Here is a 22,814-nt window from a genome sequence, read left to right on the forward strand (position 1 = left end):
AGCAGTGGCAAAAGAGAGACTTAACGAAATAGAATTTAGCAACCTTTACGACCTTGACATGGAGCGAGCTATACTAAGCTCGATCATCGCAAACAACGACGCTTTGGGCGAAATTTTTGACACGATCAAGGCTGGGGACTTTTACCTAAAGGCTCACGCGCAAATTTACAAAGCGATGGTTGATTGTCTAAACGGCGATGTGCCTATCGCATCGACATTTATCAAAAACAAGCTTGGCGAAAACTACGATGACAACGTCATGGCGAGCATTTTGGCCACAAACTCGATCATCGACATCCAAAGATACGCAAACGAGCTAAAAGAGAAGTCGATAAAACGCAGTCTAGTAAAGATCGCCCACGACATCCCAAGCAAGGTAAATGAAGACAAAGCTAGCCGCGATATGGTCGATGAGCTAAGTCAAGAATTTTACTCGCTAGTCGATGGCAGCGGCACTGGTAGCATCAGAGATAGCGAAGATATCATAAAAAGTTTGATAGTGCACATGCAAAAGCAAGCTGCCCTAAACGAGCGCGACATCATCGGACTAAACACCGGCTTTAAAAAGCTAAATGAGATGATAAAAGGCTTTAAAAATGGCGACCTCATCATCATCGCAGCGCGCCCTGGCATGGGCAAAACGACGCTTTGTCTAAATTTCATGGGGCATGTTTTAAAAAGTGGCGCTGGTGTCGTCTTTTTCTCGCTTGAGATGCCAGCAGAGCAGATCATGATGAGGATGCTAGCAGACAAGACCTCGATCCCACTTCAAGAGATAATGACAGCGACCCTGGACGACGAGAAGCTCGCCCACTTTAGCCACGCATGCAGCGAATTTTCGCACGCCAAGCTCTTTGTGCACGATAGCGGCTACGTAAATATCCACCAAGTAAGGACGCAGCTTCGCAAGCTAAAGTCGGCTCATCCTGAAATTTCACTCTGCGTCATCGACTACATCGGCCTTATGATGAGCACAAACAACTTCGCTGACCGCCACATACAAATAGCTGAAATTTCTCGTGGCTTAAAGCTTCTAGCGCGTGAGCTGGATATGCCTATCATCGCACTTTCGCAGCTAAACCGCGGCCTTGAAGCACGCGCGAACAAGCGCCCTATGCTAAGCGATCTAAGAGAGTCAGGCGCGATCGAGCAAGACGCCGACATCATCCTTTTTGTCTATAGGCACGAGGTCTATCTGGAGCAAGAGGAAAACGAGAAAAAGAGCAAGGCAGCGGCTGAAGGCAAACCTTATCAAAGCGAGCACGTTTTTAACAAGCTTCAAGAAAACGCCGAGATCATCGTTGGCAAAAACAGAAACGGCGAGGTCGGATCTATCGACGTGCTCTTTCAAAAGCAGTACTCGCGCTTTTGCGATATCGCCACCACACCAGTGCAATCAACTGAATTTAAAGAGTAAATTTGCCAAAAAGCAGGCGTGTATTTTATTTTCTCCTGCTTTGCCTTTTGCTTTTTTGTCTAAATTTAGCGCTTAAATTTCATGAATATAACGCTTTTATGGAGCTTGGCGAGCAAGACGTCCTAGGCAAAGTAAGCGTAAATTTCACCAAAGAGAAAAACGGCAAAAAGCGCCAAATCATCAGGATCGACACCTCAAATTTTAGCTTTTACACAACCACTTCTAAAAAAGATGAGATCAGCCTTTATGACGTCGTGGCGCTTAGCGTTCAGCCAATAGACGTTAGTTTTAAAGACTATCTTTCTGGCTCATTTTACATGCCAAGCTACGATAGAGCCGTTATCAAAAGAGATGATAGTCTAAGGCAAAGAGCTATAAATTTCATCTCCGCGCAGCACGAAAACGCCAAAATTTCGCAACTTTTCTCAGCGCTATTTCTTGGTACAAATGTCTTTGGCGAGCTAAGAGATGACGTCTCAAACTGGGGCGTGGCGCACCTCATCGCCATTAGCGGCTATCATCTTGGTGTCATAAGCGCGGTTTGCTTCTTTCTTTTAAAGCTCGTTTTTAAGCCCATCTACGCAAGATATATGCCTTACCGCTCATACATTTTTGACTTTACAATTGCCGTATTTTTGGTGCTTTGCTTCTACTTTTACATGATCGGCTTTATAGCAAGCTTTTTGCGGGCATTTTTGATGAGCGTGGCTGGCTTTTACATGATATGTAAAAAGATAAAGATATTAAATTTCTACACGCTCTTTGGCGTTATTTTATTTAGCGTCGCCCTATTTCCGCAGCTTCTTTTTAGCGTTGGCTTTTATTTTTCATGCCTTGGCGTCTTTTATATCTTCGTCTATCTTTTCTACTTTGCGCCCAAATTTAACCTGCTAGCAAACTCACTACTTTTAGATTTATATGTCTTTTTTGCTATGGAGGTTGCAGTGCTTTACTTTTTCCCACTCATTAGCCTCTTGCAGCTTAGCGTGCTAGCTATCAACTACCTATTTGGCGTATTTTATCCACTAAGTTTTTTACTTCACCTCTTTGGATATGGCGGCATTTTTGATGAAATTTTAAGCAAGATGTTAGCCTTTAGACTAAGTTCTGGCAGCCTTCATATAAGCACATTTATCTTTTTACTCTATAACGCCATCACACTTTTTTGCGTTAAATTTAAATCCCTAGTCCTACTTCCGCCACTTTTTGGCGTGGTAGCGTTTTTGCTTTTCTTGCTAAATTTTTCGTAGTCAAAGTTTTATTTAAATTTGCCGATATGCTTTTAAATTTAAAGGCAAGGCGATGCAGATAAACTCAAATTTTATAAATTTAAATAAAAGCACTCCCAAAAGTGGGCTAAATTTAAAGACAGATGAGGAAAATTTAAAGAATGAAAATTCTCAAAACAGCGATAAAAGCGCTATTTTGCATGACGCTTCAAATTTAGCTAGCGAGGCAAATAATGAGAGCGAGAGTAGCGCCGATGTCATAAAAAAGCAGTTAGAAAAACTGCAAAAACAGCTAAAAGAGATTGATAATGCGATAAAACAGGCAAGTGCTAGCAAAAATCCATACGCAAAAGAGCTGGTTGCCTCGCTTCAGAGCAAAAAGGGAGCTATCTTTGCTCAGATAATGCAGCTAAACGCCCAGCTTTTAAAGATGCAAGGCGCTTAAAAAGATCAAATTTGATGCTTTAAAATTCTCTACTTAGCTTAAATAACTCAAATTTGATCTTAAAATTAACATCACGCAGCCTTTACGCCATAAAATTTCATGATTTTATTATGAATTAGTAGCGATATATACATTATCGCAGCGCCTAAAATGAGCCTTGTTAGGTTGGCGTCCTTTTGCCAAAAAACTAAATTTACGATGATAGCAGCTGGTATTAGGGCGTTATTCATAATGGCAAGTACGCCGCTATCGACCTCGCAAGCCCCCTTGTTCCACATAAAATATCCCAGCCCGCTAGCGACTACGCCAAGCCACAAAAGCACCAAAGTTTGGGTTAGATCCACTTGAAATTTAGCTGGATTGCCAAGGGTTATGAGCGCTATGACAGCGACAAAAAACGCTCCAAAGTGAAAGTAGCCAAAGACCTTTTTTTGATCCACTTCAAACTTCTCCAAAAGCGCCTTATAGGCACTCTGCCCTGCTCCAAAGCATATATTTGCCCCTTGCACCAGCAAAAAGCCCTTTAGCACGCCCTCATTTATCGCGCCATACTTGATAACAAGCGCGCCAAAGACCGCCACGCCAACGCTAAAGAGATAAAGCGGCCTAAATTTAAAGCTAAATGCATCATATATGAGCGTCACATAAAACGGCGTAAAAATGGTAAAAAGTGCGACTTCTGGCACGCTTAGATACAAAAACGAGTTGTAGTAGCAAAGATACATGAGCCCTATTTGCACCGCTCCTATCGCCATTATGCCAAGGGCGAGCTTTGGATTTACCCCGCGAAATTTCGTAAATGGCAAAAAGACCATGCTAGCAAGTGCCACACGCACAAAAACAGCCAGATAGCTATCCACCTTGCCCGCTAAAAACTCGCCTATCAAGCTAAAGCTAAACGCCCACAAAATGGTCACGAAGATCAGTTTGTTCATTCTATCACCACCTCATTTATATTTCTTGCGCACTCAAAAAAGTATTCAAGCTTGTTTAGCTCGAGCAGATCGCCATTTAGGATGAAATTTGCCCTGTCGCTAAAATTTTTCTCGCTCACAAATAAAAACTGCTCAAATTTTACCTTGCCGCTAAGATAACCATTTAGCAGGTCATTAAAGTCGCTATCAAGGTTATCTTGCTTTAGCGAGTCTAAATTTAGCCTAGCACTCAAGCCCTCTATCACGCCTCTTAGATCCTTTAGCCTAGCCATTATCCTGTTTTCTTCATCGCTTAAATTTAGAGCCGCGCGCTGCTGCTCAATACGCTTTGTCTGAGCTTGTTTGCTAAGACTTAGGCTATCTGGTAACTTCCACTCAAACTCCACTCTAGGCTTGTTCGCATCAGCGTATGCCTCAGCCATCTGCGAAGTCGTCCTCTCGCCTTTTTTAAAGCTGTTATTATTCACACTTTGCGTATCTTTTAGGTAAATTTTTGGAGCAAATTTGCTCTTTTGCTTCTCATTTTCTTGCTCTTTTATATATTTTTCTTGCTCCATCGCCCCAAGCTTGGCGCTTAGATCATCCTTGCTAAAATCAGGCATCACTATCTTTGAGCCAGCATTAAAGCCGATCTCGCCGTTTGAGAGTAAATTTATCCTTGAGTTTAACTCTGCTAGCTTAAGCCCAAGCTCGTCTAGCTCGGCTCTTTTTTTATTAAGAGTGAAATTTATCGCATCAAATTCGCTCTTATCTATCTCGCCATACTCAAACCAAAACTCATTTTCGCTAGCCGCTTTTGCAAAGCTATCGACAAATTTTGTCTCTAAATTTATAAGAGAATTTAGTGCAACAGCGTTAAAATAGACCTTTGCGACCTGAAAAGCAGTGAGATTCATAAGCTCTTCATCTTTATAAATTTTCTCCACGCCCTTGTGGTCTAAAATTTTATCCGAAGCCTCACTCGCACCGCCGTCAAAGATGAGATACTCAACCTTTGCCGTGATAGATCCAGCCTTTGTCATATACCCGCCCTTTAGCTCGTCAGGCACAAAGGTATATCTGCCATCAAGGGATAAATTTAGCTTGTTGCTCTTATTTTTATTTATATATTCATTTTTATTAAATTCTTTCAAGCTCTCGAGCTTCGCACTTTGCGCCAGAGCGATGATCTCTAGTAAATTTCCAGCCCAAAGAGGCAAAGCAAAGAGCAAAACCGCCAAAATCTTATTCAAATTCTCTCCCTTTCATAAAATTTTCTTATAAATTTATCAAGATTATAGACCCAAGCAAATAGCACTGGCACGACAAGCAAACTTAGCAAAGTCGAGCTAATGAGCCCAAAGATGATGCTTATAGCCATAGGCGAGTTGGCTTCAAAGCCAGCACCCCTACCAAGCGCAAGAGGCAGCATGGCAAATATCATCGCAAAAGTGGTCATCAAAACAGCTCTTAAGCGCTTTTTAGCAGCCATTTTCACAGCTTCATTTGCCTCCATGCCGTTATTTGCAAAGTGATTTGCAAAATCAACGACTAAAATGGCGTTTTTACCGACCATACCAAAAAGCAAGATGACGCCAACCATGACAAATAGGCTAAATGGATTGCCGCTTATAAAAAGTCCGATCACCACGCCACAAAAGGCAAGCGGCATGGCAAGCATGATGAGAAATGGTAGCAAAAAGCTCTCATAAAGTGCAGCTAGCACCATGTAAATAAGCACCGCACTAGCGCTTACTGTAAAGATAAAAGAAGCGTTCGTATCATCCATCAGCTCGACAAATCCCAAAAATTTATACTTGAAATTTGCAGGCAAAATTTCATCAAGCTTCTTTGAAATTTCATTTGCTACGCTATTTAGCGGAGCGTTATTTTTGGTATTTGCTAGAAATTTGATCTCATCGGCTCTATTAAACCTTGAAATACTAGCTGGCTTTTGCTCAAAACTAATCGTCGCCACATCGCCAAGTGTGACAAAAAAGCCCTCATTGCTTCTTATCTTGGTCTTTAAGATATCATTTGTATCGCTTCTAAATTTATCATCAAGACGCATGTAAAGCTCATACTCTTTGCCATTTTCGTTTTCAAAAACAGAGACCTCATTCTGGCTAAATGCGCTATAAACAGCGCTTGCAATGCTGGCTTTATCTAAATTTAGCCTTTTTGCCTTATCTTCATCGATAGAAATTTGCACACGCTTTAGCAGATCTTCTTCCGGCGAATTTACATCCGTTGCGTCATTTATCTCTTTTAGCATCTTGCTGATCTTTGGTACAAATTTCTCTAGATCTTTGCCATTTTCAGATGTGATAGTAAGCTTAACTGGCTGCACGTCGCCACCTTCAACTACCGGAAGATCAGCCACGATGACGCTCATATCGTCACTTTTTAGCTTGTCGCGAAACCTCTGCATGATAGCATTTTGCCGCTCGTGATTAGCTCTATCTTTTAGCTCCTTTAACCTAACGTAAGCTTTTACAAGATAAGGCTGCTTGGCGTCTGTGTAGCCAAGGATGAAGTAGGCGTAAGCGACCTGAGGATCGGCGTTTATGAGTGAAATTTTATCTTTTAGCCTCTCTTTGCTAGCCTCCAGACTAAGGGCAGGATCAAGCTTAAAGTAGATGTTAAACTCCGAGTTATCCTCGCTTGGCATGAAGTCGCCACCTACAAATTTAGCCAGTCCAAACGAGCAAACAACGACCACAAGCGTTATGGCTAAAAATATGAGCTTAAATTTAAGCGCCAAGGTCAAAATTTTCTCATAGAAATTTTCAAGCCACTCAAAAAATGGCTCGCTCTTTATGTAAAATTTGCTCTCCTTGGCATTTACAAACCTAGCGCTAAGCGTTGGCACAAGAAATATACTCACAAAAAACGAGATGACGATGCCAGCTGCCACGCTCATCGCAAAGGAGTTAAAGTACTTGCCAACGATGCCACTCATAAAGGCTATTGGCACGAAGACGCAAAGCAGCACGAGCGAGATCGCAAAGACGCTAAATGCTATCTCTTTTATGCCTGCAAAGCTTGCCTTTAGGGCATTTGGCTCATCTTTTAGCCGGCTTGCGATGTTTTCAGTGACGACTATCGCATCATCGATGAAAATTCCGATGCCAAGTGTGAGCGCTATAAGGCTTAAGCGGTTGATGTCGTAGCCTAGGGCATTTATGATGAAAAATGTCGCCACGATGCTAGTTGGTATCGCCACGACTGAGATGATGGTGATCGAGAAATTTCTTAAAAACAGATAGACGATCACGATGGTTAGCAAGACGCCAAGGATCATATCAAAGGCGGTTTGATCGATGTGCTTTTGTATCACTTCGCTCTTATCGTAGGCTATTTTTACGTCGTATTCGCTGCCAAGCAGGCTTTTAAACTGATCTAGCTTTGACTTAGCTAGAGCGATCACGGTTAGAGCGTTTGCGTCTGGAGCTAGCTCAAGACCCAGCAAGACGCCACTTTTTTTATCCATTATCGCTGCTTCGTTTGCGTCTTTGTAAGCAAGATCAACGCTTGCGATATCTTTTAAAAAGACCCCTTGCTTAATCGTTAAATTTCTTATCTCATCTATGCTTTTGGCGCTGAAATTTGACTTGATCGCCATTTGTATCTCTTCATTTTCTATCTTGCCAAGTGGTGCTTTTAGATTTTCAACCTTTATCAAATTTGCCACTTCGTTTGCACTAAGGGCGTTTTTATCAAGCTTAAATCTATCAAGTAAAATTTTCACTGCTGGCTCTAAAAAGCCATTTGTCTTAACCTTTGAAACGCCGCTTATGCGCTCTAAAAATGGCTTTGCCACGTCGTCGATCTCTTGCATAAGCTTAGTTTCGTTGCCATCAAGCCTTGTGATAAAAAGGCTAAATACAGAAGAAGAGAGCCCGTTTAGCTTTTCTATCTCGTAGTTTGCGCCAACTCTCGCCTTTTGCATCTTGTCGCGGACGTCGTTTGTAGCGCTCTCTAGGTCTTTGTTTAACTCAAATTCGATGATTACCACGCTTAGGTTGTCAAAGCTAGTTGAGTAAAGCTTTTTTATCCCCTCGATGCTTGAGACCTCGTCCTCGATCTTTTGCGTGATCTTTGTCTTGATGTAGTTCATATCGCCATTTGCGTAGGTCGTGATCTTTACTATCGGGATATTTACTTGCGGATATAAATTTACATTCATCGTCTTTAGCGAGTAGATGCCAAAGACAACAAGGCTTAAGAATATCATAAGCGTAGTTATGGGGCGGTTTATGGCTGTTTTTATCATTTATTTTCGCCGATTATCACTTTTCCTTGACCAAACATGCCTGGCTTCATCCCCACATCGTAAGCTTCGGCGTAAAATTTTCTAGTCTCTCTTTTTATCTCTGGATGAATGAGCGCGATTTTTAGCTCTTTTTCTTCACTTGTTGCGTCAAGCTTAAATTTAAACATGTCGCCTATTTTTACTAAATTTACATATTTTTCATCGATCGCTATTAAAATTTTAACCTCTTCGGAGTTTAAGATAAAGGCTGGCTGAAGCGGCGAAGCACTCTCGCCAAGCTCGACATTTTTACTAGCTATGACGCCATCAAAAGGAGCTTTTAAAACGGCCTTTTTAAGATGATCATCTGCGTTTAAAATGGCGATCTGGGCACTCTCCACCCTAAGAGCTGCCTCGTCAAATTTATATTTTACCTCATCGAATTCTTGCTTTGAGGTGACGTCCTTTACTTGGTTAAATTTATTAAAAGTGCTTTTAGCAAATTCTTTGGCATTTTTGGCAAGCGCTAGGTCGTTTTTTGCCTTTTTTAGAGCGATCTCAAGGCTTGTTTGATCAAGACTAGCTAAAGTATCGCCCTTTTTAACGTGGCTTGAGACATCTACAAAAATTTTATCTACCTTGCCGCTGCTCTCAAATGCAAGCTTTGAGCTTTGCTTGGCATAGACTTCAAAATCAGCAAAAATCTCCTCCCCTGCAAATGAAAAAACGCAAAATATCATCAAAAAAAGTATCTTTTTCAATCCCTAATCCTCTCTAAAATGCTCTCCCCGCTTTCAAAAAAATACTCCGCTTTTTTGATCTCTAGCTCATCTTTCGCCCCTTCAAAAAGGCTAATGGCGTCAAATTTTTGTGAAAGCGCCTCAAGCAGGTCGCTATATCCTAAAAGCCCTGAGCTATACTTCTCAAAGCTCGCTCTAAGTGCTAGATCGCTCGCCTTTACATACTCATTTAGCGAGGCGATCTTTGAGCTAAGAGTTGCGATCTCGTTTTGTAAATTTTTAAGTTTTGTCTCGTTTTCACGCTTTTTATACTCTAAATTTAGCCTCGCTTCATCAAGCGCGATCTTGCTAGCTTGGCTCATCTTGCTAGTGGCAAAAAAGTCAAAAATTTTCCACCTGAAGCTAACGCCAAATTTATTGCCGTGCGTATCTTCTTTTAGATATTTATCAAGATATGGGCGATACGCGCTATACTTGCCAAGGTCGATGTCGTAGTTGTTTTTGTAAAATCCATAGGTGTCATAGAGCATGATTTGAGGCAAAAAGCCAGCTCTTGTCTCGCTAAGCTTAGCTTCGCTTATAGAAATATCTTGATTTAGCCTGTCAAGCTCGGCGTTTTTTGAAGCTAAATTTGAGCCAATCTCAGCCATTTTTGCCCCACTAAGTGGCGAAATTTGCTCGCCTGTTAGCAAATTTATCTCATTTAAAATTTGCTCCATTTTGTTTTTATACTCAAGCTCCACGCTATTTGCCAAGTGATATTTTGCCCGCACATTTTCTAGCTCATCTTTTGCGGCAAGTCCTGCTTTATTTGCCTTTTCAAGCTTGTCTAAAACGCCTTTTAAGAAATTTGCCTGAGCGTTTTTGGCAGCTATTATATTTTCAAGTGCGCAGGTGTTAAAGTATAAATTTACAGCCTTAAGGGCAAGGTAGTTTTTGGCCTCATCGCTTGCGATGGCGGCTTTATTTTTTAAAAGCTGGTTCATCTTTAACCTAGCCTCTCTCGCCCCGCCGTCGTATAGTAGAAAATCGATCCTTGCTAGCACTCCAGCTGACTCTTTAGCGACTATGCTTGGAAAGGTGCTTGCGTTTTTGCCGTATGAGCCCTCCAAACTAAGACTTGGCAAGTAGGCACTAGTGGTAGCCTCGCTATTTAAATTTGCTCTTTTTAGCTCAAGCTCTTTGATCTTTGAAATTTCGTTTTGAGTAGCCTTGTTCGCTATCTCGCTCAAATTTGATCCAAGCAGTGCCAAAGGCAAAAGTGCTAATAAAATTTTTTTCATCAGTGAAAGCTCTTTACTAAATTTCCTATTAGCAAATTCCAGCCATCAACTAGCACGAAGATGAGTAGTTTAAATGGCAGCGAGATCATGACAGGAGGTAACATCATCATACCCATCGCCATCAAAACGGAGCTTACAACCATGTCGATGACAAGAAATGGCAGATAAAGCAAAAAGGCTATCTCAAAAGATGTCTTTAGCTCGCTTATCATAAAGGCTGACATCGCGATGCTTAGCGGGATATCCTCGATATTTGCTGGATTTTGCAAATTTCTTATCCTAAAAAATAGCGCAAGATCTTTTTCTCTAGTGTTTTTAACCATAAATTCTTTAAACGGCTTTAAACTCTTATCAAGCATCTCCTCATAGCCTATCTGCTCGGCTATATAAGGCTTTATACCCTCATCGTAGCTTCTTTGCCCAACTGGCTCCATGATAAAAAATGTAAGCACCATCGCAAGCGAGATGAGCACCGTTGAAGGCGGCACTTGCTGTGTGCCCATCGCTTGACGCAAAAATGAAAAGACAATGACAAGGCGCAAAAAGCTAGTCATCATAAAGATGAGTGAAGGAGCAAGAGCAAGTGCGGTGAGGATTAGTAAAACATTTAGAGAATTTACAAGCTGCTCGGCATTTTGCGGTGAATTTAGGCTTAAATTTATAGTTGGTAGCGCAGGATCAGCGCCAAAAACTACACAAAACAAAACCGCTAAACTAAGCAGTGCTTTCACAACTAATTCCTCGTATCAAGGATACTTTTCTTAGTAGCCTCTTTATTTTTTGGCTCGAGCGAAACGAAGTGAATTTCCACCCTATTGTTTTTAGCTCTGCCCTCGTCTGTGCTGTTGCTAGCGATCGGATCAAAAGAGGCTCTGCCAGAAGTGATAAGCCTCTCTTGTGGTACGCCATCGCTAACTAGTTCTTCAAGCACGCTTAGCGCCCTTGCAGTAGAGAGCTGCCAGTTATTTTTATATATAGAGTCTTTACTTGGATTTGTATTATCAGTGTATCCGATGATATCTGTTTTTACCTCATTTGGCATTTTGGCTATGATCATGCCTATTCGCTTTAAAAAGAGCTTCGCATCCTCGCCAGAAATTTCAGCGCTATCTTTGTCAAAGAGCATCGCAGCTGGAAGCCTAACAATAAAGCCATCCTCGCTCTCCTCCATAGTGATCTCAGGTGCCCCACTAGCCGTTAGTAACTCATTTATCTTTTTAACAGTCGAAGTGACCTCGTTTTGAGCGCCTTTTTGAGCTTTTGGCTTTGGAGTGCGTCTGCTTTCAGGATCTGTCTCTTTTTCTACCTGACTATCTGGTCTTGCGCCACCCTCTAACACGCTTAGCGCACCAGCTAGTGAGCCAACAGCAGCCTCCATTTTTTTAGCATCCATCGTCGCCATAGAAAGGAGCAAAACAAAGAAGCAAAGTAGGAGTGACATAAGGTCACCAAAGGCAGCCAGCCACTCAGGCATACACTTTGGGCACTCTTCTGGTTTTATTAACTTACCCATTATTCAAACTGACTTTTTCTATCTTTTGGAGGTAAAAATGCTAAGAGCTTAGCTTCAAGCGTTCTTGGGTTGTCCCCTGCTTGTATCGCCATGATCCCCTCTAAAATGACTTGCTTCTCAAGTGCCTCATCAGCATCGCGGATCGAGAGGATATTTGCAACAGGTGAGCCGATGATGTTACCTATCATCGCACCATAAAGTGTCGTAAGCAAGGCAACCGCCATAGATGGACCGATCGCACTAGGATCTGACATATTTAGAAGCATCGCAACAAGGCCAATGAGCGTACCGATCATACCCATCGCACCAGCAAAACCACCGACTTGCTCGAAAATTTTGATGTTATTTGCATGCCTTGTGCTAGTCTGATCGATATCGATCTCCAAAAGCGCTCTGATCGCATCTGGCTCATTGCCATCGACCGCCATTGAAAGACCTTTTTTTAAAAACTGATTTGATTCATTATTTACTTCGCTCTCAAGTGCTAAGATGCCATCTCGCCTAGCTTTGGTTGAGTAATCAACTACTTTTTTTATAGTCTCAGGTAAATTTACAACAACTGATGGCTTAACAGCGACACCATAAAATTTACCAACGCCTTTAAGCGTCTCCATCTTGAAGCCAACCATCATAACGCCGATAGTACCACCAAAAACGATCATCACAGAAGGGATATCGATGTATGGTCCTATACCAACGCCTATCGCCATTGATCCAAACAAAAGCACCAGGGTCAAAACCCAGCCGACGACGGTTCCTAAATCCATTTAAACTCGCTTTATTTATAAATTCTTAAGAATTGCTATTTTATTAGCTTTTTGTTGAAACAATCGTTAAATTAAAAAAAATGTTTGCCATTTTTTGCTACAATCTGCGAAATTTTTAACGTTAAAAGGCTTAAAAATGAACAATAATACTTCAATCATAATCCTAGCTGCTGGTCTTGGTACCAGGATGAAATCAAAACGCCCAAAAGTCCTATTTGAACTATGCGGCGAGCCGATGATCATTCACATCTTAAAGCAAGCTTATGCGATCACAAACGACGTTAGCGTCGTGCTTCACTACGAAAAAGAGTTAATTAGCAAAAAGATAAAAGAAATTTTTCCTCAAACTAAAATTTTCGAGCAAGATCTAGCAAATTTCCCAGGCACTGCCGGCGCGATAAAAGGCGTAAATTTAAGCGGCGAAAAGGTGCTTGTCACTTGCGGCGATATGCCACTTGTTAGATCAACTGATCTTATGCGCCTAGCAAATGCCGAAGCAGACGTGGTTATGAGCTCATTTGAAGCGGCAAATCCTTTTGGCTACGGCAGAGTCATCATAAAAAACGGCAAAGTTGAGGCCATCGTCGAGCAAAAAGATGCGAGCGAAGCGCAACTTGCCATAAAGAGCGTAAATGCTGGCTGCTACTGCTTTAAACGCGAGGCGCTGGAGCAAATTTTACCGCTTATTAGCAACCAAAACGCACAAAAAGAGTACTACCTAACTGACGCCATAAAAATAGCAAATGAAAAGGGCTTAAAGTGCGTTGCAGTAAATGTTAATGAGCAAAATTTCATGGGCATAAATGATAAATTTCAGCTAAGCATCGCTGAAAAAATAATGCAAGATGAGATCAAGCAAAATTTGATGAAAGCTGGCGTTTTGATGCGCATGCCTGAGAGCATTTTCATAGACAGCAGGGCTAAATTTGAAGGCGAGTGCGTGCTAGAAGAAAATGTAAGCATACTTGGCGAGTGCGTTATCACGGAGAGCATCATCAAAAGCTCATCAGTGATCGAAAGTAGCATCATCAAAAACTCAGACATCGGCCCACTAGCTCACATAAGGCCAAATTCTGAAATTTCTGACACGCACATAGGAAATTTCGTCGAGGTTAAAAAAGGCATTCTTAGCGGCGTAAAAGCTGGACACTTAAGTTATCTTGGCGACTGCGAGATAGAAAGTGGCACAAATATCGGTTGTGGTACGATCACATGCAACTACGACGGCAAGGCAAAATACAAAACCAAAATCGGCAAAAACGTCTTTGTTGGCTCAGATACACAGCTAGTCGCCCCTGTAAATATCGCTGATAACGTCATCATTGCAGCTGGCAGCACCATCACAAAAGATGTTGAGAGCGGTGCATTAGCGATCAGCAGAGGTCGTCAAGAGAACAAAAGCGGCTTTTTTGAGAAATTCTTTGGCAAAGACGATGTTAAAAAATAAGAAAATTTTACTTGCAGTTTGCGGCAGTATCGCCTTTTATAAGGCATTCGAAATTTTATCGTTGCTTAAAAAGCAAGGCGCTGATGTTTACGTGGCTTTGAGTGACGGAGCGCTTGAATTTTGCAGTGTAAGCGGCTTTGAAGCGCTAAGCGAGCATAAAATTTTAAGCTCACAAACGCAAAACTGGCAAGATGGCGTAAATCACATAGCCTACTCTAAAATGGATCTAGTCTTAATAGCGCCAGCCTCGGTAAATACAATAAATAAGCTAACAGCTGGCATCTGCGACAATGTCTTCATGCAAACGCTAATCGCCGCCTCGCACGTGCCTTTGGTTGTCGCCCCTGCTGCAAATAACAATATGATCGAGCATTTTGCGACGCAAAATTCGCTTGAAATTTTAAAGAAAAACGGCGCTTTAGTGGTTGAACCAGTGCTTAAAACTCTAGCTTGTGGCGATGTTGGTAAGGGTGCTTTAGCAAGCCCTGAAGTGATAGTAGAAGCTGCCATTAAAAGGCTTAGCAAGCCCATTTTTGCAGGCAAAAAAGTGGTGATAACGGGCGGTGCGACAACTGAAAAGATAGATGATGTAAGAGCCATTACAAATTTCTCAAGCGGCAAGATGGCAAGAGCCGTGGCTAGAGCCTTTTACTACGCAGGTGCAGAGGTAAAACTGCTTGCTAGCTTTGAAACTAGTAACGAGCCGTTTCTTAGCCTTAAATTTAGCTCAAGTGGCGAGCTTTTAGAGCTTTGTAAGAGCGAGTGCGAGGAGGCAAATTTACTTGTAATGTGCGCTGCGGTGAGTGATTTTGTACCGACAAAAATTGATGGCAAGATAAAAAAAGAGAACGTTGGCGAAAGCTTAAATTTAAGCCTAAACAAAAATATAGATATTTTGCAAAGTTTAAGTAAATTTAGCTGTAAAAAGATCGGCTTTAAACTTGAAATTTCAAGCAAAAACGCTCTTAAAAGCGCTAGATCAATGCTAGAAAAAAAAGAGCTTGATGCAGTTTGTCTAAATATTTTAGGCGAGAAAAATGGCTTTGCAAGCGAGCAAAACGAGGTAAATTTCATCACAAGGGGTGGCGAAACCCTAATGCCGCTTGCCTCAAAAGATGAGATCGCAGGGCATATCGTGGAGCTAGCAGCAAATTTATGATAGAGCAAATCTCGCGCGTCCAAAAAATAGCAAATAACAGCCAAGCTCCGCTAGTAGCGATAAATTCATCCCTGCCGCTTAGCATTTTGGTGAGCCAAAAGGTCGGCTTTAATAGATACATCTTAAATTTCGCAAATAGAAATTTAAACACAAAAAGCGTAAAAGAGCTAAACGTGGGCTCTAGATACTGGGGCGAGGTGCATAGTCAGGGCGAAAACATCGTCATAAAAAATTTATACGAAAAACCAAAAATTTTAGATGAGGACGTTTTGGCTGACGGGTTAAATTTGATAGAAAATTTGGTAAAAAATGAGAATTTATCGTGGCTTTACAGCTATTTATTTAAAAACTTAAGCGAAGTTAAAATAAAAGACGAGATGAGAGTGCTGGCAAAAATGCTCTTTGCTCTGCAAGAAAACGTCGTGCATATACCATTTGCATATAGCGGTATAAACGGCATTTTTCAGCTTAAAAAAGAGGCAAATGAGATGAGAGTTTTTCTGGTATTTTCAAATTTTGCGCCACTTATTTTTAAATTTAAAGATGAAATTTTGTGTGAGATCTCAACTCCATTTAGCAACGTCGCAAGCTTGCTAAAGAGCGAATTTGACACGCCAGTTGTGGTGCAAAACGTAAGCGCTCTTTGGAGTAAAAAAGAGCAGATAATTGACTTTAAAGGCTAGATATTGAACAAACTTAACCACCTCGCTATCATCATGGACGGCAACGGACGCTGGGCGAAAAAGCGTGGATTTTTGCGGACAAATGGGCACGAGGCCGGAGCAAATGTAGTGAGTGATATGTGCGAATTTTGCATCGACAATGGGGTAAAAATTTTAAGCCTTTACGCATTTAGCACCGAAAACTGGAAAAGACCGCAAAAAGAGGTTGATTTTTTGATGAATTTACTCAAAAAATTTCTTCTTTTAAAGCGTGATGATTTTATAAAAAATGGGATCAAATTTAACACGATCGGCGACATCTCGCCATTTAGCGATGAGCTAAAAAATGAGATAGAGATCACCAAAGACGCAACAAGGGAAAATACAAATTTACTTTTAAATTTAGCGATAAACTATGGCTCAAAAGATGAGATCATAAGAGCCATAAAAAAGCTAAATTTAGAAGGTGCCCAGATAAGTGAAGCGAGCCTAAATGCGGCGCTTGATGAGAGTGAGCCGGTGGATCTTCTCATTAGGACTGGTGGCGAGAGCAGGCTTTCAAATTTCATGCTCTGGCAGGCAAGCTACGCGGAGCTCTTTTTCACGCCGACACTGTGGCCTGACTTTGGCAAGGATGAGCTTGCAAGCATCGTTGCTAAATTTAAAGATATAGAGCGAAGATTTGGCGGAGTTTAGTGAGATAATGGATATTCTAGTCATCTTTTTTGCCGTTTTTGCTTTTGTTTTTGGCATCTGCGTGGGGTCATTTTCAAATGTGCTGATATACCGCTTGCCACGAAGTGAAAGTATAAATTTCCCAGCCTCACACTGCCCAAAGTGCTCCCACAAGCTAAATTTTTATCACAACGTTCCACTTTTTTCATGGCTATTTTTAGGTGGCAAATGCGCCTTTTGCAAGCAAAAGATAAGCCTTGTCTATCCGCTAGTTGAGCTAGTTTCTGGCCTGCTTTTTCTGATCTGCTTTTTTAAAGAGTGCGGCGAAATTTTGAGCATAGAAACCTTGCTTTATACGCTATTTTTAGGGCTTTGCTTTATCATGCTACTAGCCCTTAGCGTCATAGATATAAGATATAAAGCCGTGCCAGATCCGCTCCTTTTTGCAGCGCTATTTTTTGCATTTGGCTACGCCCTGCTGCTTTTTATCTTTAAAGGAAATTTTGCTCAAATTTTAAATTTAATCCTCTTTGGATTTATATTTTTGGCGCTTAGATTTGTCGTGAGCTATGCGATGAAGCGCGAAGCCATGGGCAGTGCTGACATATTTATCGCAGCGATCATCGGAGCTATTTTACCAGTCAAGGTAGCCCTTGTGGCGATCTATCTGGCCGCACTTCTTACGCTTCCAGTCTATGCGCTCGTTCGCAAAAAGGGCTACGAGCTAGCCTTTGTGCCATTTTTAAGCCTGGGGCTGCTTGTCACCTACGCTTTTGACGGGCAAATTTTAGAAATTTTAAGGTTCATTTATGAGTAGAGTAAATAAATATCTTTTGTTTAACTTCCTAGGCACGTTTGCATCGCTATTTAGTACGCTTTTTTTGATCATGTCGATCGTCTTTTTCATCCAGATCGCGCGTATCACCTCATACATCGAGATCAGCTTTGGCGAGCTCTTTAAACTCTACTCATTTATGCTCCCGCGCGTGCTACTCTTTGTCGTGCCTATCGCGTTTTTCGTCTCACTTGCGATGACACTTTTTAGGCTATCAAAAGAGAATGAAAGTATCGTCATCTTTACACTTGGTGGCTCGCCAAACAAAATTGCAAGGTTTTTTCTTGCATTTTCAGCTCTTTTAAGCGCTGCCTTGCTGGTAGTTGCCATCGTCATGATACCAATAGCCGCCCAGCTAAATGCAAATTTCATCGACTATAAAAAGACGGTTGCTAAGCTAAATTTAAAGCCAACCCAGTTTGGACAAAAATTCTCCGACTGGATGGTCTATGTGGGCAGCGAGCTGGAGGATAGCAACGGCACGACTTACAAAGATATCGTGATGTTTAACCCCTTTGTTAAAGACTCACAGCGCCTAATAACCGCCAAAAACGCAAAGATAACAAATGTCAATCAAAGCATCGAACTTTCCTTAAATGAAGGAAAGATGTATGACATAAAAGATGAAATTTACCACCAAAGCAACTTCAAATCAATGAAGATAAGAACCGCCCAAAGCGAGGAAATAAGCGACGTTGGCAGCATCAAAGAGTACTGGATGGAGGCAGCTAGCAGCGATAAACGTAGAAAAGACCTTAGTACTTACGTCCTAGTGGCGCTCTTCCCGCTTGCAAGCACACTCTTTGCTATCAGCCTTGGCATCGTCACATATAGATATGAAAAAGGCATGGTCTATGTGGGCACTTTTGGCGTTTTGTTTGGATATTTTACGCTCATAATGCTCTTTTCATCAAAGCCAGCACTTGCGATACCGCTCATATTTTTCGTATTTTTACTAGCCGGTGTCTTGCTTTATAGAGCCAAGATCACACGAAGATACTGATGAAAATTCAGCTAATCTACAGCTACGATGGCTCGAAATTTCAAGGCTCACAGACCCAGCCACATAAAAATGGCGTAGAGGATGAGCTTACGCGCGCCTTAGCTCACGTTGGCATTTTCGAAAGAGTGGTCTCTAGCTCGCGCACCGATAAAAGCGTGCACGCAAACAACCAAAGCTCAAGCGTCGTTTGTGGCGATCACTTTAAAGATTTAAGGCGCTTGCAAGATCTTATAAACCGCCACGCACACCCAAACATTCACATAAAACGCATAAATTTGGTGAATGATAGCTTTCAAGCAAGATTTGACGCGGTCGCAAGGTCGTATAGATATGTGATAGATCACGGTAAATTTGATGTTTTTAGCTCAAACTACAAGGTATTTTTGCCTAAATTTGACATTGAAAAAGCAAATGAAATTTTGCGAAATTTTATCGGCAAGCATGATTTTAGCGCATATATGAAAACCGGAAGCGACACAAAAAGCCCAGTGCGAGAAATTTACAAAGCATTTTGCTACGCATACAAAGAGCAAACTATCGTCGTTTTTAAGGCAAATGGCTTTTTGCGTGGTCAAGTACGCCTCATGGTTGCAAATTTACTAAAAGCGCTAAAACAAAAAGATGGTGGCAAGCTCATCAAAGCTTCGCTAAATGGACATTCTGCCCTAACTCGCATACCGGCGCCCGCTGAAGGGCTATATCTAAATAGAGTTTTTTATAAATTTAACTAATCTAAAAAGTGGTCTGAAATAAAATGTGGGAGAAAAAGGATGGTGCGCCCGAGAGAATTCGAATCTCTGACCTTTTGAACCGCAATCAAATGCTCTATCCAGCTGAGCTACGAGCGCACATGAAAAATTAAGTTGTGATATTAACCAAACTTTCCTTAAAAAGAGATTGTATTCATTTTAAATTTATAACCTTTTTAGTAAAATCCTTTGAGCAAAAGGAGCAAAAATGAACGATTTTTTCGATAGTCTAAAAGAGATCAAAAAAGAGCTTGCAAAAGAGCAAGGCGTGGCTAAAAAGCCCCAAAAAGAGGCCGTTTCTCACACGAAAGAGGAGGCGATCTTACACAAAGAACAAAAGCTAAGAGATGAGTTTTTGGCATACACGAAAGATAGCAATATCAGGAAAATTTAACTTTGGAACGCTAGTTGCTTTAAATGGGGATATTTTGAATGGAGAAACCCATGAATATAACCCAAACTTTAGAATCTTTAAGCATTTTAACCGATAGCGACGCTCTTTTTTGCGAGCTTCGCGCACTGATAAGTAAAAATTTCACAAAAACCCTAGCAAACAAAGACAAGATCATCTCTTTTTACGAAGAGAGCGAGATCCCACAGCGAAAATGCTTCTTAAAATTTATAAAAAAACTCTACGAAAAACAGGGCAACGAGCTTGACGTGACCTTTGCAAAATATAAAACCATAAAGCTATCTTTAGTGCAAAGAAACGCTCTAACAAACATCTACAACATCGACATTGAGTTTTTATATGGCGAGATGATCTTTACGCTAAACAACACTCCAAAAGCTTTTGCTAGCTACATTTTGCAAAATTTTAAAAATAATGAGTCTAAATTTGATGAGAAAAATCATACATTTAGCCTAAAGATAAAAAAAGATAGCGATTTTGACTTGATAGAAGAGATCATTTCAAGACGCGAACATCTAAAATTTATAGTAAATTTTAACTACAATGAAGTCAAATTTAAAGAGTTCAAAAGAAACTACAAGGTCCAAAACTCGGCCAAATTTAAAAGTCGCTTCAGCGCTTTGGCAAATTTACTAGAAGAAAATTTTGAAATTTTAGGCTGCTCAAATAGCGATAGCTTCGAAACCGTAAGAGATAACTACCTGACCCTTGCTAAAATTTACCACCCAGACAGACACTCAAATAAGAGCGAAAGCATCAAAAACGAATACGACGCTAAATTTAAAAAGATCCAAGCAGCCTACGAGGGACTAAAACCATTCTTTAAAAACCAAGAGAATTTTATAAAGGTAGGATAAAAGGTTTTAAAAATTAAAATTTGAAAAATATATTTAAAAGACTAAAATAAACTAATTAAAAAAATATATAAGAACTACCAAAATAAGTTAGCCACAATGCAAATTAGGATACTTAGTTTGACTTTAAAGATATAATTTGATAAATTTTGCCTAGATGCTTTATGAAATCTTCTTAGATTTGCAATGCAAATTTATTGCGCCAATCTAACAGAATTGGCATTCTTAGCATAAAATTTCAAAGGATACAATATGAAAAGAATATTCTTGATAATAGCTTTTGTATTACTTAGCACTTTATTTGCTTCTGATAAAGTAATAAAACTTGACACAAAAGCAAAAGAGCTACAAGAGAAAATTACAAATTTAACCGAATTAAAACGTCTGTCTTCGGAAAAACAAAAAGAATTTTTAGATACTTTTTTGGCAACTGAACGGATAAAATATGCTGCAACATATATAGAAACTGATGGTAAAAATCAAAAAACATTAGACAGACTCTACTTACAAAAATGGAATGACAGAGTGTCTTATTTTTTAAAACTTGCCATGTCTGGAAATGATTATCTTAAGACATTACAAGGATACAAGAATTTAAGAGTTTGCAAAGATGCTTCTTGTGGACACACAAATGAGCTTTTTATAATACAAAATAAACTTGGGTATATCGAGAATAATAGCCCAGAAGAGATTAAAAAAGCCAAAGAAATAGCACTTTTTGGAAACGAATCATACAAACAATATATTATCGCCAAAGACGACTTTTGGAAAAGCCTACACACTGTGCTAACTAAATCAGAAAAGATGGACAAACATCCGATCGTAAGTATCCTTGAAAAGATAAGACAATATGATGATGAATTTGCTGGACTTGATAATTTCTTTGTACAGCAGAATCTAAAAAGCCTTTATTCTGCAAAGTACTATATGAATTTGCTTGTCAACCCAAAAGCATTTGGTGAGAGCTACCAAGAAATAGAACTTTGCGAGATCAAGCCGGAGTTCTTAAGTGACGAGCTTCATGCAAAATGTATAAAAAATAGCAATAAATTAAAATAAATTCGTGACTATAAAACTAATAAGTTAAATATAACTTTTTATTCTAATTCCATGATTGATCAATCAAACTATACAAGTTCTTATAAATTAGGATTTAATTACTTAGATAACAGCAAAACAAAAATATTAAAAATTGATTTTATCTAGGATTTTAAATATAACTATGACTAAAAATAAATTATACTGCAGCTTATAGTAGCTACTATGAAAATCATGAAAAATAAATATAAAGTCATAAAATTTGGAGAAATTCTAAAAAATTTTATAAATGGTATCAAAAATATCAAAACCTGACTAAAATTTAAAATAGAATACTATAAAAATCTTTAGAAATACAATAAATCTCATATCCAAATAGAATAAAAGAACAAATCAATTTAATGATAAAATAATAGAGTTTATAATGAAGGCTATTTAAAATACAAATGAGCACAAGAGATACAATAAATAAAACTCTAGTATTCTGTATGCTAAAGTTTGTTAGTAAGACCCATGTTCGAATAGTTTAAAAATTGTTCTATAAATGAACATGCTGCATTATTAGAAGTTTAACAAACTAGGAAAATATAATTTAATCTGATTACTAGAAAGATTATGATGAATAGTAAGTTTGTTATAGAAGCAAGACCTTTAAAAAATAAAATTTAATAATAATAAAAATCCACATAAATACTATGAATCTTTTAGCATGCTTTCATAATACTGCAAGCAGATGTTGATATACCAAACATATATTATGTAATTTTAATATTTTTGTTTCACTTAAAAAATACGATTTAAAAATCACACAAGAAAACAATATCAGAAATTAAAAATTAACAAAAAAATCTATATAAATAAATAAGTAATTCAACATCTACTCTCTCAACTCTTAATTTGCTTTTAACTATAAAAATATGTATATTTTTAATCATTAATGTCGTTTAGTCATCAAGACAATATCCACTAAATGAAAAACTTAGCAAACATCACGAACTATCAAATTTTCATATCAAAAATATCAGTATATCAACTATAATCTAATTAATAATAAGTTTTTAAAAATTGAAAACATTAACGTTTTTAACGTTTTAGCAACTACCTGTATTTTTACTCTTTAAGAATCTATAAGCTTAAAGTGTAAGCATCTTTTTGGCGCCTATTAAAAAAATTCGAGCTTTTAGTAGATATATAGCTATTTTTACACCTTACTAATTTTTCTAGCTTTTATTCAATCGTTCATATCTTTAAACAAGCAAGACTTTCTTAACTAAACAAGCCACTTTATATCGCATTCGACCTTATAGTACTAAGTAGTTTAAGCTTTGGGTTTTCAAACTTCATAACTCATTTAATAAAGAATAAAAACATTGTTAAAATTCCAAAAAAATTTATATCAAATTTTATCAAGACATAT

Annotated in this window: 21 protein-coding genes and 1 tRNA gene; 13 read left to right on the forward strand and 9 right to left on the reverse strand. The window is 39.4% G+C overall.

Features of this window, described 5'->3' with window-relative positions:
* Positions 1-4: 4 nt before the first annotated feature.
* Genes F3G88_RS05015 through F3G88_RS05025 form a run of 3 tightly spaced genes read left to right on the forward strand, consistent with a single transcriptional unit; the run spans position 5 to position 3,091 of the window.
* Positions 5-1,417, forward strand: coding sequence for a replicative DNA helicase (locus F3G88_RS05015; protein WP_103574985.1), 1,413 nt, complete (start codon positions 5-7; stop codon positions 1,415-1,417).
* A gap of 2 nt (positions 1,418-1,419) precedes the next feature.
* Positions 1,420-2,667: a ComEC/Rec2 family competence protein gene (locus tag F3G88_RS05020; RefSeq protein WP_149715538.1), complete on the forward strand. Its 1,248-nt coding sequence runs from the start codon at positions 1,420-1,422 to the stop codon at positions 2,665-2,667.
* A 52-nt stretch (positions 2,668-2,719) separates the two neighbouring features.
* Positions 2,720-3,091: a hypothetical protein gene (locus F3G88_RS05025; protein WP_103573510.1), complete on the forward strand. Its 372-nt coding sequence runs from the start codon at positions 2,720-2,722 to the stop codon at positions 3,089-3,091.
* Between the two features lie 71 nt (positions 3,092-3,162).
* On the opposite strand, the gene F3G88_RS05030 is transcribed toward F3G88_RS05025, so the two are convergent.
* Genes F3G88_RS05030 through F3G88_RS05065 form a run of 8 tightly spaced genes read right to left on the reverse strand, consistent with a single transcriptional unit; the run spans position 3,163 to position 12,563 of the window.
* Positions 3,163-4,026: an EamA family transporter gene (locus F3G88_RS05030; RefSeq protein ID WP_149715539.1), complete on the reverse strand. Its 864-nt coding sequence runs from the start codon at positions 4,024-4,026 to the stop codon at positions 3,163-3,165.
* Positions 4,023-5,258, reverse strand: a complete 1,236-nt coding sequence (locus F3G88_RS05035) for a TolC family protein (RefSeq protein ID WP_149715540.1) — start codon at positions 5,256-5,258, stop codon at positions 4,023-4,025. The genes F3G88_RS05030 and F3G88_RS05035 overlap by 4 nt, the downstream gene beginning before the upstream one ends.
* Positions 5,255-8,281 (reverse strand): efflux RND transporter permease subunit, encoded by a 3,027-nt coding sequence (locus F3G88_RS05040; protein ID WP_149715541.1) that lies wholly within the window; start codon positions 8,279-8,281, stop codon positions 5,255-5,257. The genes F3G88_RS05035 and F3G88_RS05040 overlap by 4 nt, the downstream gene beginning before the upstream one ends.
* Positions 8,278-9,021 carry an efflux RND transporter periplasmic adaptor subunit gene (locus F3G88_RS05045; RefSeq protein ID WP_107915458.1) on the reverse strand — a complete coding sequence of 248 codons (744 nt, stop codon included), beginning with the start codon at positions 9,019-9,021 and terminating at the stop codon, positions 8,278-8,280. The genes F3G88_RS05040 and F3G88_RS05045 overlap by 4 nt, the downstream gene beginning before the upstream one ends.
* Positions 9,018-10,283, reverse strand: coding sequence for a TolC family protein (locus tag F3G88_RS05050; protein WP_149715542.1), 1,266 nt, complete (start codon positions 10,281-10,283; stop codon positions 9,018-9,020). The genes F3G88_RS05045 and F3G88_RS05050 overlap by 4 nt, the downstream gene beginning before the upstream one ends.
* A complete protein-coding gene (gene fliP / locus F3G88_RS05055; protein ID WP_196779718.1) occupies positions 10,283-11,005 on the reverse strand; it encodes a flagellar type III secretion system pore protein FliP in 723 nt (240 codons plus the stop codon). Before fliP ends, F3G88_RS05050 begins: the two co-directional genes overlap by 1 nt.
* 11 nt (positions 11,006-11,016) lie before the next feature.
* Complete coding sequence (locus tag F3G88_RS05060) at positions 11,017-11,796, reverse strand: flagellar motor protein MotB (RefSeq protein ID WP_004318176.1); 780 nt, start codon at positions 11,794-11,796, stop codon at positions 11,017-11,019.
* Entirely contained in the window at positions 11,796-12,563 is a 768-nt protein-coding gene (locus tag F3G88_RS05065) for a motility protein A (RefSeq protein WP_004318159.1), read from the reverse strand. The genes F3G88_RS05060 and F3G88_RS05065 overlap by 1 nt, the downstream gene beginning before the upstream one ends.
* A gap of 136 nt (positions 12,564-12,699) precedes the next feature.
* Between F3G88_RS05065 and glmU the strand changes: the two genes are divergently transcribed.
* Genes glmU through truA form a run of 7 tightly spaced genes read left to right on the forward strand, consistent with a single transcriptional unit; the run spans position 12,700 to position 19,075 of the window.
* Positions 12,700-14,010: a bifunctional UDP-N-acetylglucosamine diphosphorylase/glucosamine-1-phosphate N-acetyltransferase GlmU gene (glmU, locus tag F3G88_RS05070; protein ID WP_149715543.1), complete on the forward strand. Its 1,311-nt coding sequence runs from the start codon at positions 12,700-12,702 to the stop codon at positions 14,008-14,010.
* Positions 13,997-15,169, forward strand: coding sequence for a bifunctional phosphopantothenoylcysteine decarboxylase/phosphopantothenate--cysteine ligase CoaBC (gene coaBC, locus F3G88_RS05075; RefSeq protein WP_149715938.1), 1,173 nt, complete (start codon positions 13,997-13,999; stop codon positions 15,167-15,169). Before glmU ends, coaBC begins: the two co-directional genes overlap by 14 nt.
* The gene (locus tag F3G88_RS05080) at positions 15,166-15,852 is read left to right on the forward strand and encodes a hypothetical protein (RefSeq protein ID WP_103616941.1); all 687 of its coding nucleotides are present in this window, start codon (positions 15,166-15,168) and stop codon (positions 15,850-15,852) included. Before coaBC ends, F3G88_RS05080 begins: the two co-directional genes overlap by 4 nt.
* Before the next feature lie 3 nt (positions 15,853-15,855).
* A complete protein-coding gene (gene uppS / locus F3G88_RS05085) occupies positions 15,856-16,527 on the forward strand; it encodes a polyprenyl diphosphate synthase (protein WP_103608793.1) in 672 nt (223 codons plus the stop codon).
* A gap of 7 nt (positions 16,528-16,534) precedes the next feature.
* Positions 16,535-17,323 carry a prepilin peptidase gene (locus tag F3G88_RS05090; RefSeq protein ID WP_103616950.1) on the forward strand — a complete coding sequence of 263 codons (789 nt, stop codon included), beginning with the start codon at positions 16,535-16,537 and terminating at the stop codon, positions 17,321-17,323.
* Positions 17,316-18,344 (forward strand): LptF/LptG family permease, encoded by a 1,029-nt coding sequence (locus F3G88_RS05095; RefSeq protein WP_149712159.1) that lies wholly within the window; start codon positions 17,316-17,318, stop codon positions 18,342-18,344. The genes F3G88_RS05090 and F3G88_RS05095 overlap by 8 nt, the downstream gene beginning before the upstream one ends.
* Positions 18,344-19,075: a tRNA pseudouridine(38-40) synthase TruA gene (gene truA, locus F3G88_RS05100; protein ID WP_149712158.1), complete on the forward strand. Its 732-nt coding sequence runs from the start codon at positions 18,344-18,346 to the stop codon at positions 19,073-19,075. The genes F3G88_RS05095 and truA overlap by 1 nt, the downstream gene beginning before the upstream one ends.
* Positions 19,076-19,115: 40 nt before the next feature.
* Here truA and F3G88_RS05105 read toward each other — a convergent pair.
* Positions 19,116-19,192 (reverse strand) — tRNA-Arg (locus F3G88_RS05105).
* A 109-nt stretch (positions 19,193-19,301) separates the two neighbouring features.
* Here F3G88_RS05105 and F3G88_RS05110 point away from each other — a divergent pair.
* The 3 genes from F3G88_RS05110 to F3G88_RS05120 all read left to right on the forward strand — a co-directional run bounded on the left by F3G88_RS05110 (position 19,302) and on the right by F3G88_RS05120 (position 21,418).
* Positions 19,302-19,487: a hypothetical protein gene (locus F3G88_RS05110; protein WP_103573497.1), complete on the forward strand. Its 186-nt coding sequence runs from the start codon at positions 19,302-19,304 to the stop codon at positions 19,485-19,487.
* Between the two features lie 50 nt (positions 19,488-19,537).
* Complete coding sequence (locus F3G88_RS05115) at positions 19,538-20,362, forward strand: adenylosuccinate lyase (RefSeq protein ID WP_103573496.1); 825 nt, start codon at positions 19,538-19,540, stop codon at positions 20,360-20,362.
* A gap of 249 nt (positions 20,363-20,611) precedes the next feature.
* Positions 20,612-21,418 (forward strand): hypothetical protein, encoded by an 807-nt coding sequence (locus F3G88_RS05120; protein WP_103573495.1) that lies wholly within the window; start codon positions 20,612-20,614, stop codon positions 21,416-21,418.
* The last annotated feature ends 1,396 nt before the right edge of the window (positions 21,419-22,814 follow it).

The organism is Campylobacter concisus (genome assembly GCF_902460675.1).
GTDB classification, from domain to species: domain Bacteria; phylum Campylobacterota; class Campylobacteria; order Campylobacterales; family Campylobacteraceae; genus Campylobacter_A; species Campylobacter_A concisus_AJ.

What these genes read in the sequence shown, in the direction of transcription:
- F3G88_RS05110 (WP_103573497.1), top strand. Translation starts at nt 19,302, where the DNA reads ATGAACGATTTTTTCGATAGTCTAAAAGAGATCAAAAAAGAGCTTGCA.
- F3G88_RS05090 (WP_103616950.1), top strand. Translation starts at nt 16,535, where the DNA reads ATGGATATTCTAGTCATCTTTTTTGCCGTTTTTGCTTTTGTTTTTGGC.
- truA (WP_149712158.1), top strand. Translation starts at nt 18,344, where the DNA reads ATGAAAATTCAGCTAATCTACAGCTACGATGGCTCGAAATTTCAAGGC.
- F3G88_RS05120 (WP_103573495.1), top strand. Translation starts at nt 20,612, where the DNA reads ATGAAAAGAATATTCTTGATAATAGCTTTTGTATTACTTAGCACTTTA.
- F3G88_RS05115 (WP_103573496.1), top strand. Translation starts at nt 19,538, where the DNA reads ATGAATATAACCCAAACTTTAGAATCTTTAAGCATTTTAACCGATAGC.
- coaBC (WP_149715938.1), top strand. Translation starts at nt 13,997, where the DNA reads ATGTTAAAAAATAAGAAAATTTTACTTGCAGTTTGCGGCAGTATCGCC.
- F3G88_RS05065 (WP_004318159.1), bottom strand. Translation starts at nt 12,563, where the DNA reads ATGGATTTAGGAACCGTCGTCGGCTGGGTTTTGACCCTGGTGCTTTTG.
- F3G88_RS05050 (WP_149715542.1), bottom strand. Translation starts at nt 10,283, where the DNA reads ATGAAAAAAATTTTATTAGCACTTTTGCCTTTGGCACTGCTTGGATCA.
- glmU (WP_149715543.1), top strand. Translation starts at nt 12,700, where the DNA reads ATGAACAATAATACTTCAATCATAATCCTAGCTGCTGGTCTTGGTACC.
- F3G88_RS05080 (WP_103616941.1), top strand. Translation starts at nt 15,166, where the DNA reads ATGATAGAGCAAATCTCGCGCGTCCAAAAAATAGCAAATAACAGCCAA.
- F3G88_RS05025 (WP_103573510.1), top strand. Translation starts at nt 2,720, where the DNA reads ATGCAGATAAACTCAAATTTTATAAATTTAAATAAAAGCACTCCCAAA.
- F3G88_RS05095 (WP_149712159.1), top strand. Translation starts at nt 17,316, where the DNA reads ATGAGTAGAGTAAATAAATATCTTTTGTTTAACTTCCTAGGCACGTTT.
- F3G88_RS05060 (WP_004318176.1), bottom strand. Translation starts at nt 11,796, where the DNA reads ATGGGTAAGTTAATAAAACCAGAAGAGTGCCCAAAGTGTATGCCTGAG.
- F3G88_RS05040 (WP_149715541.1), bottom strand. Translation starts at nt 8,281, where the DNA reads ATGATAAAAACAGCCATAAACCGCCCCATAACTACGCTTATGATATTC.
- F3G88_RS05030 (WP_149715539.1), bottom strand. Translation starts at nt 4,026, where the DNA reads ATGAACAAACTGATCTTCGTGACCATTTTGTGGGCGTTTAGCTTTAGC.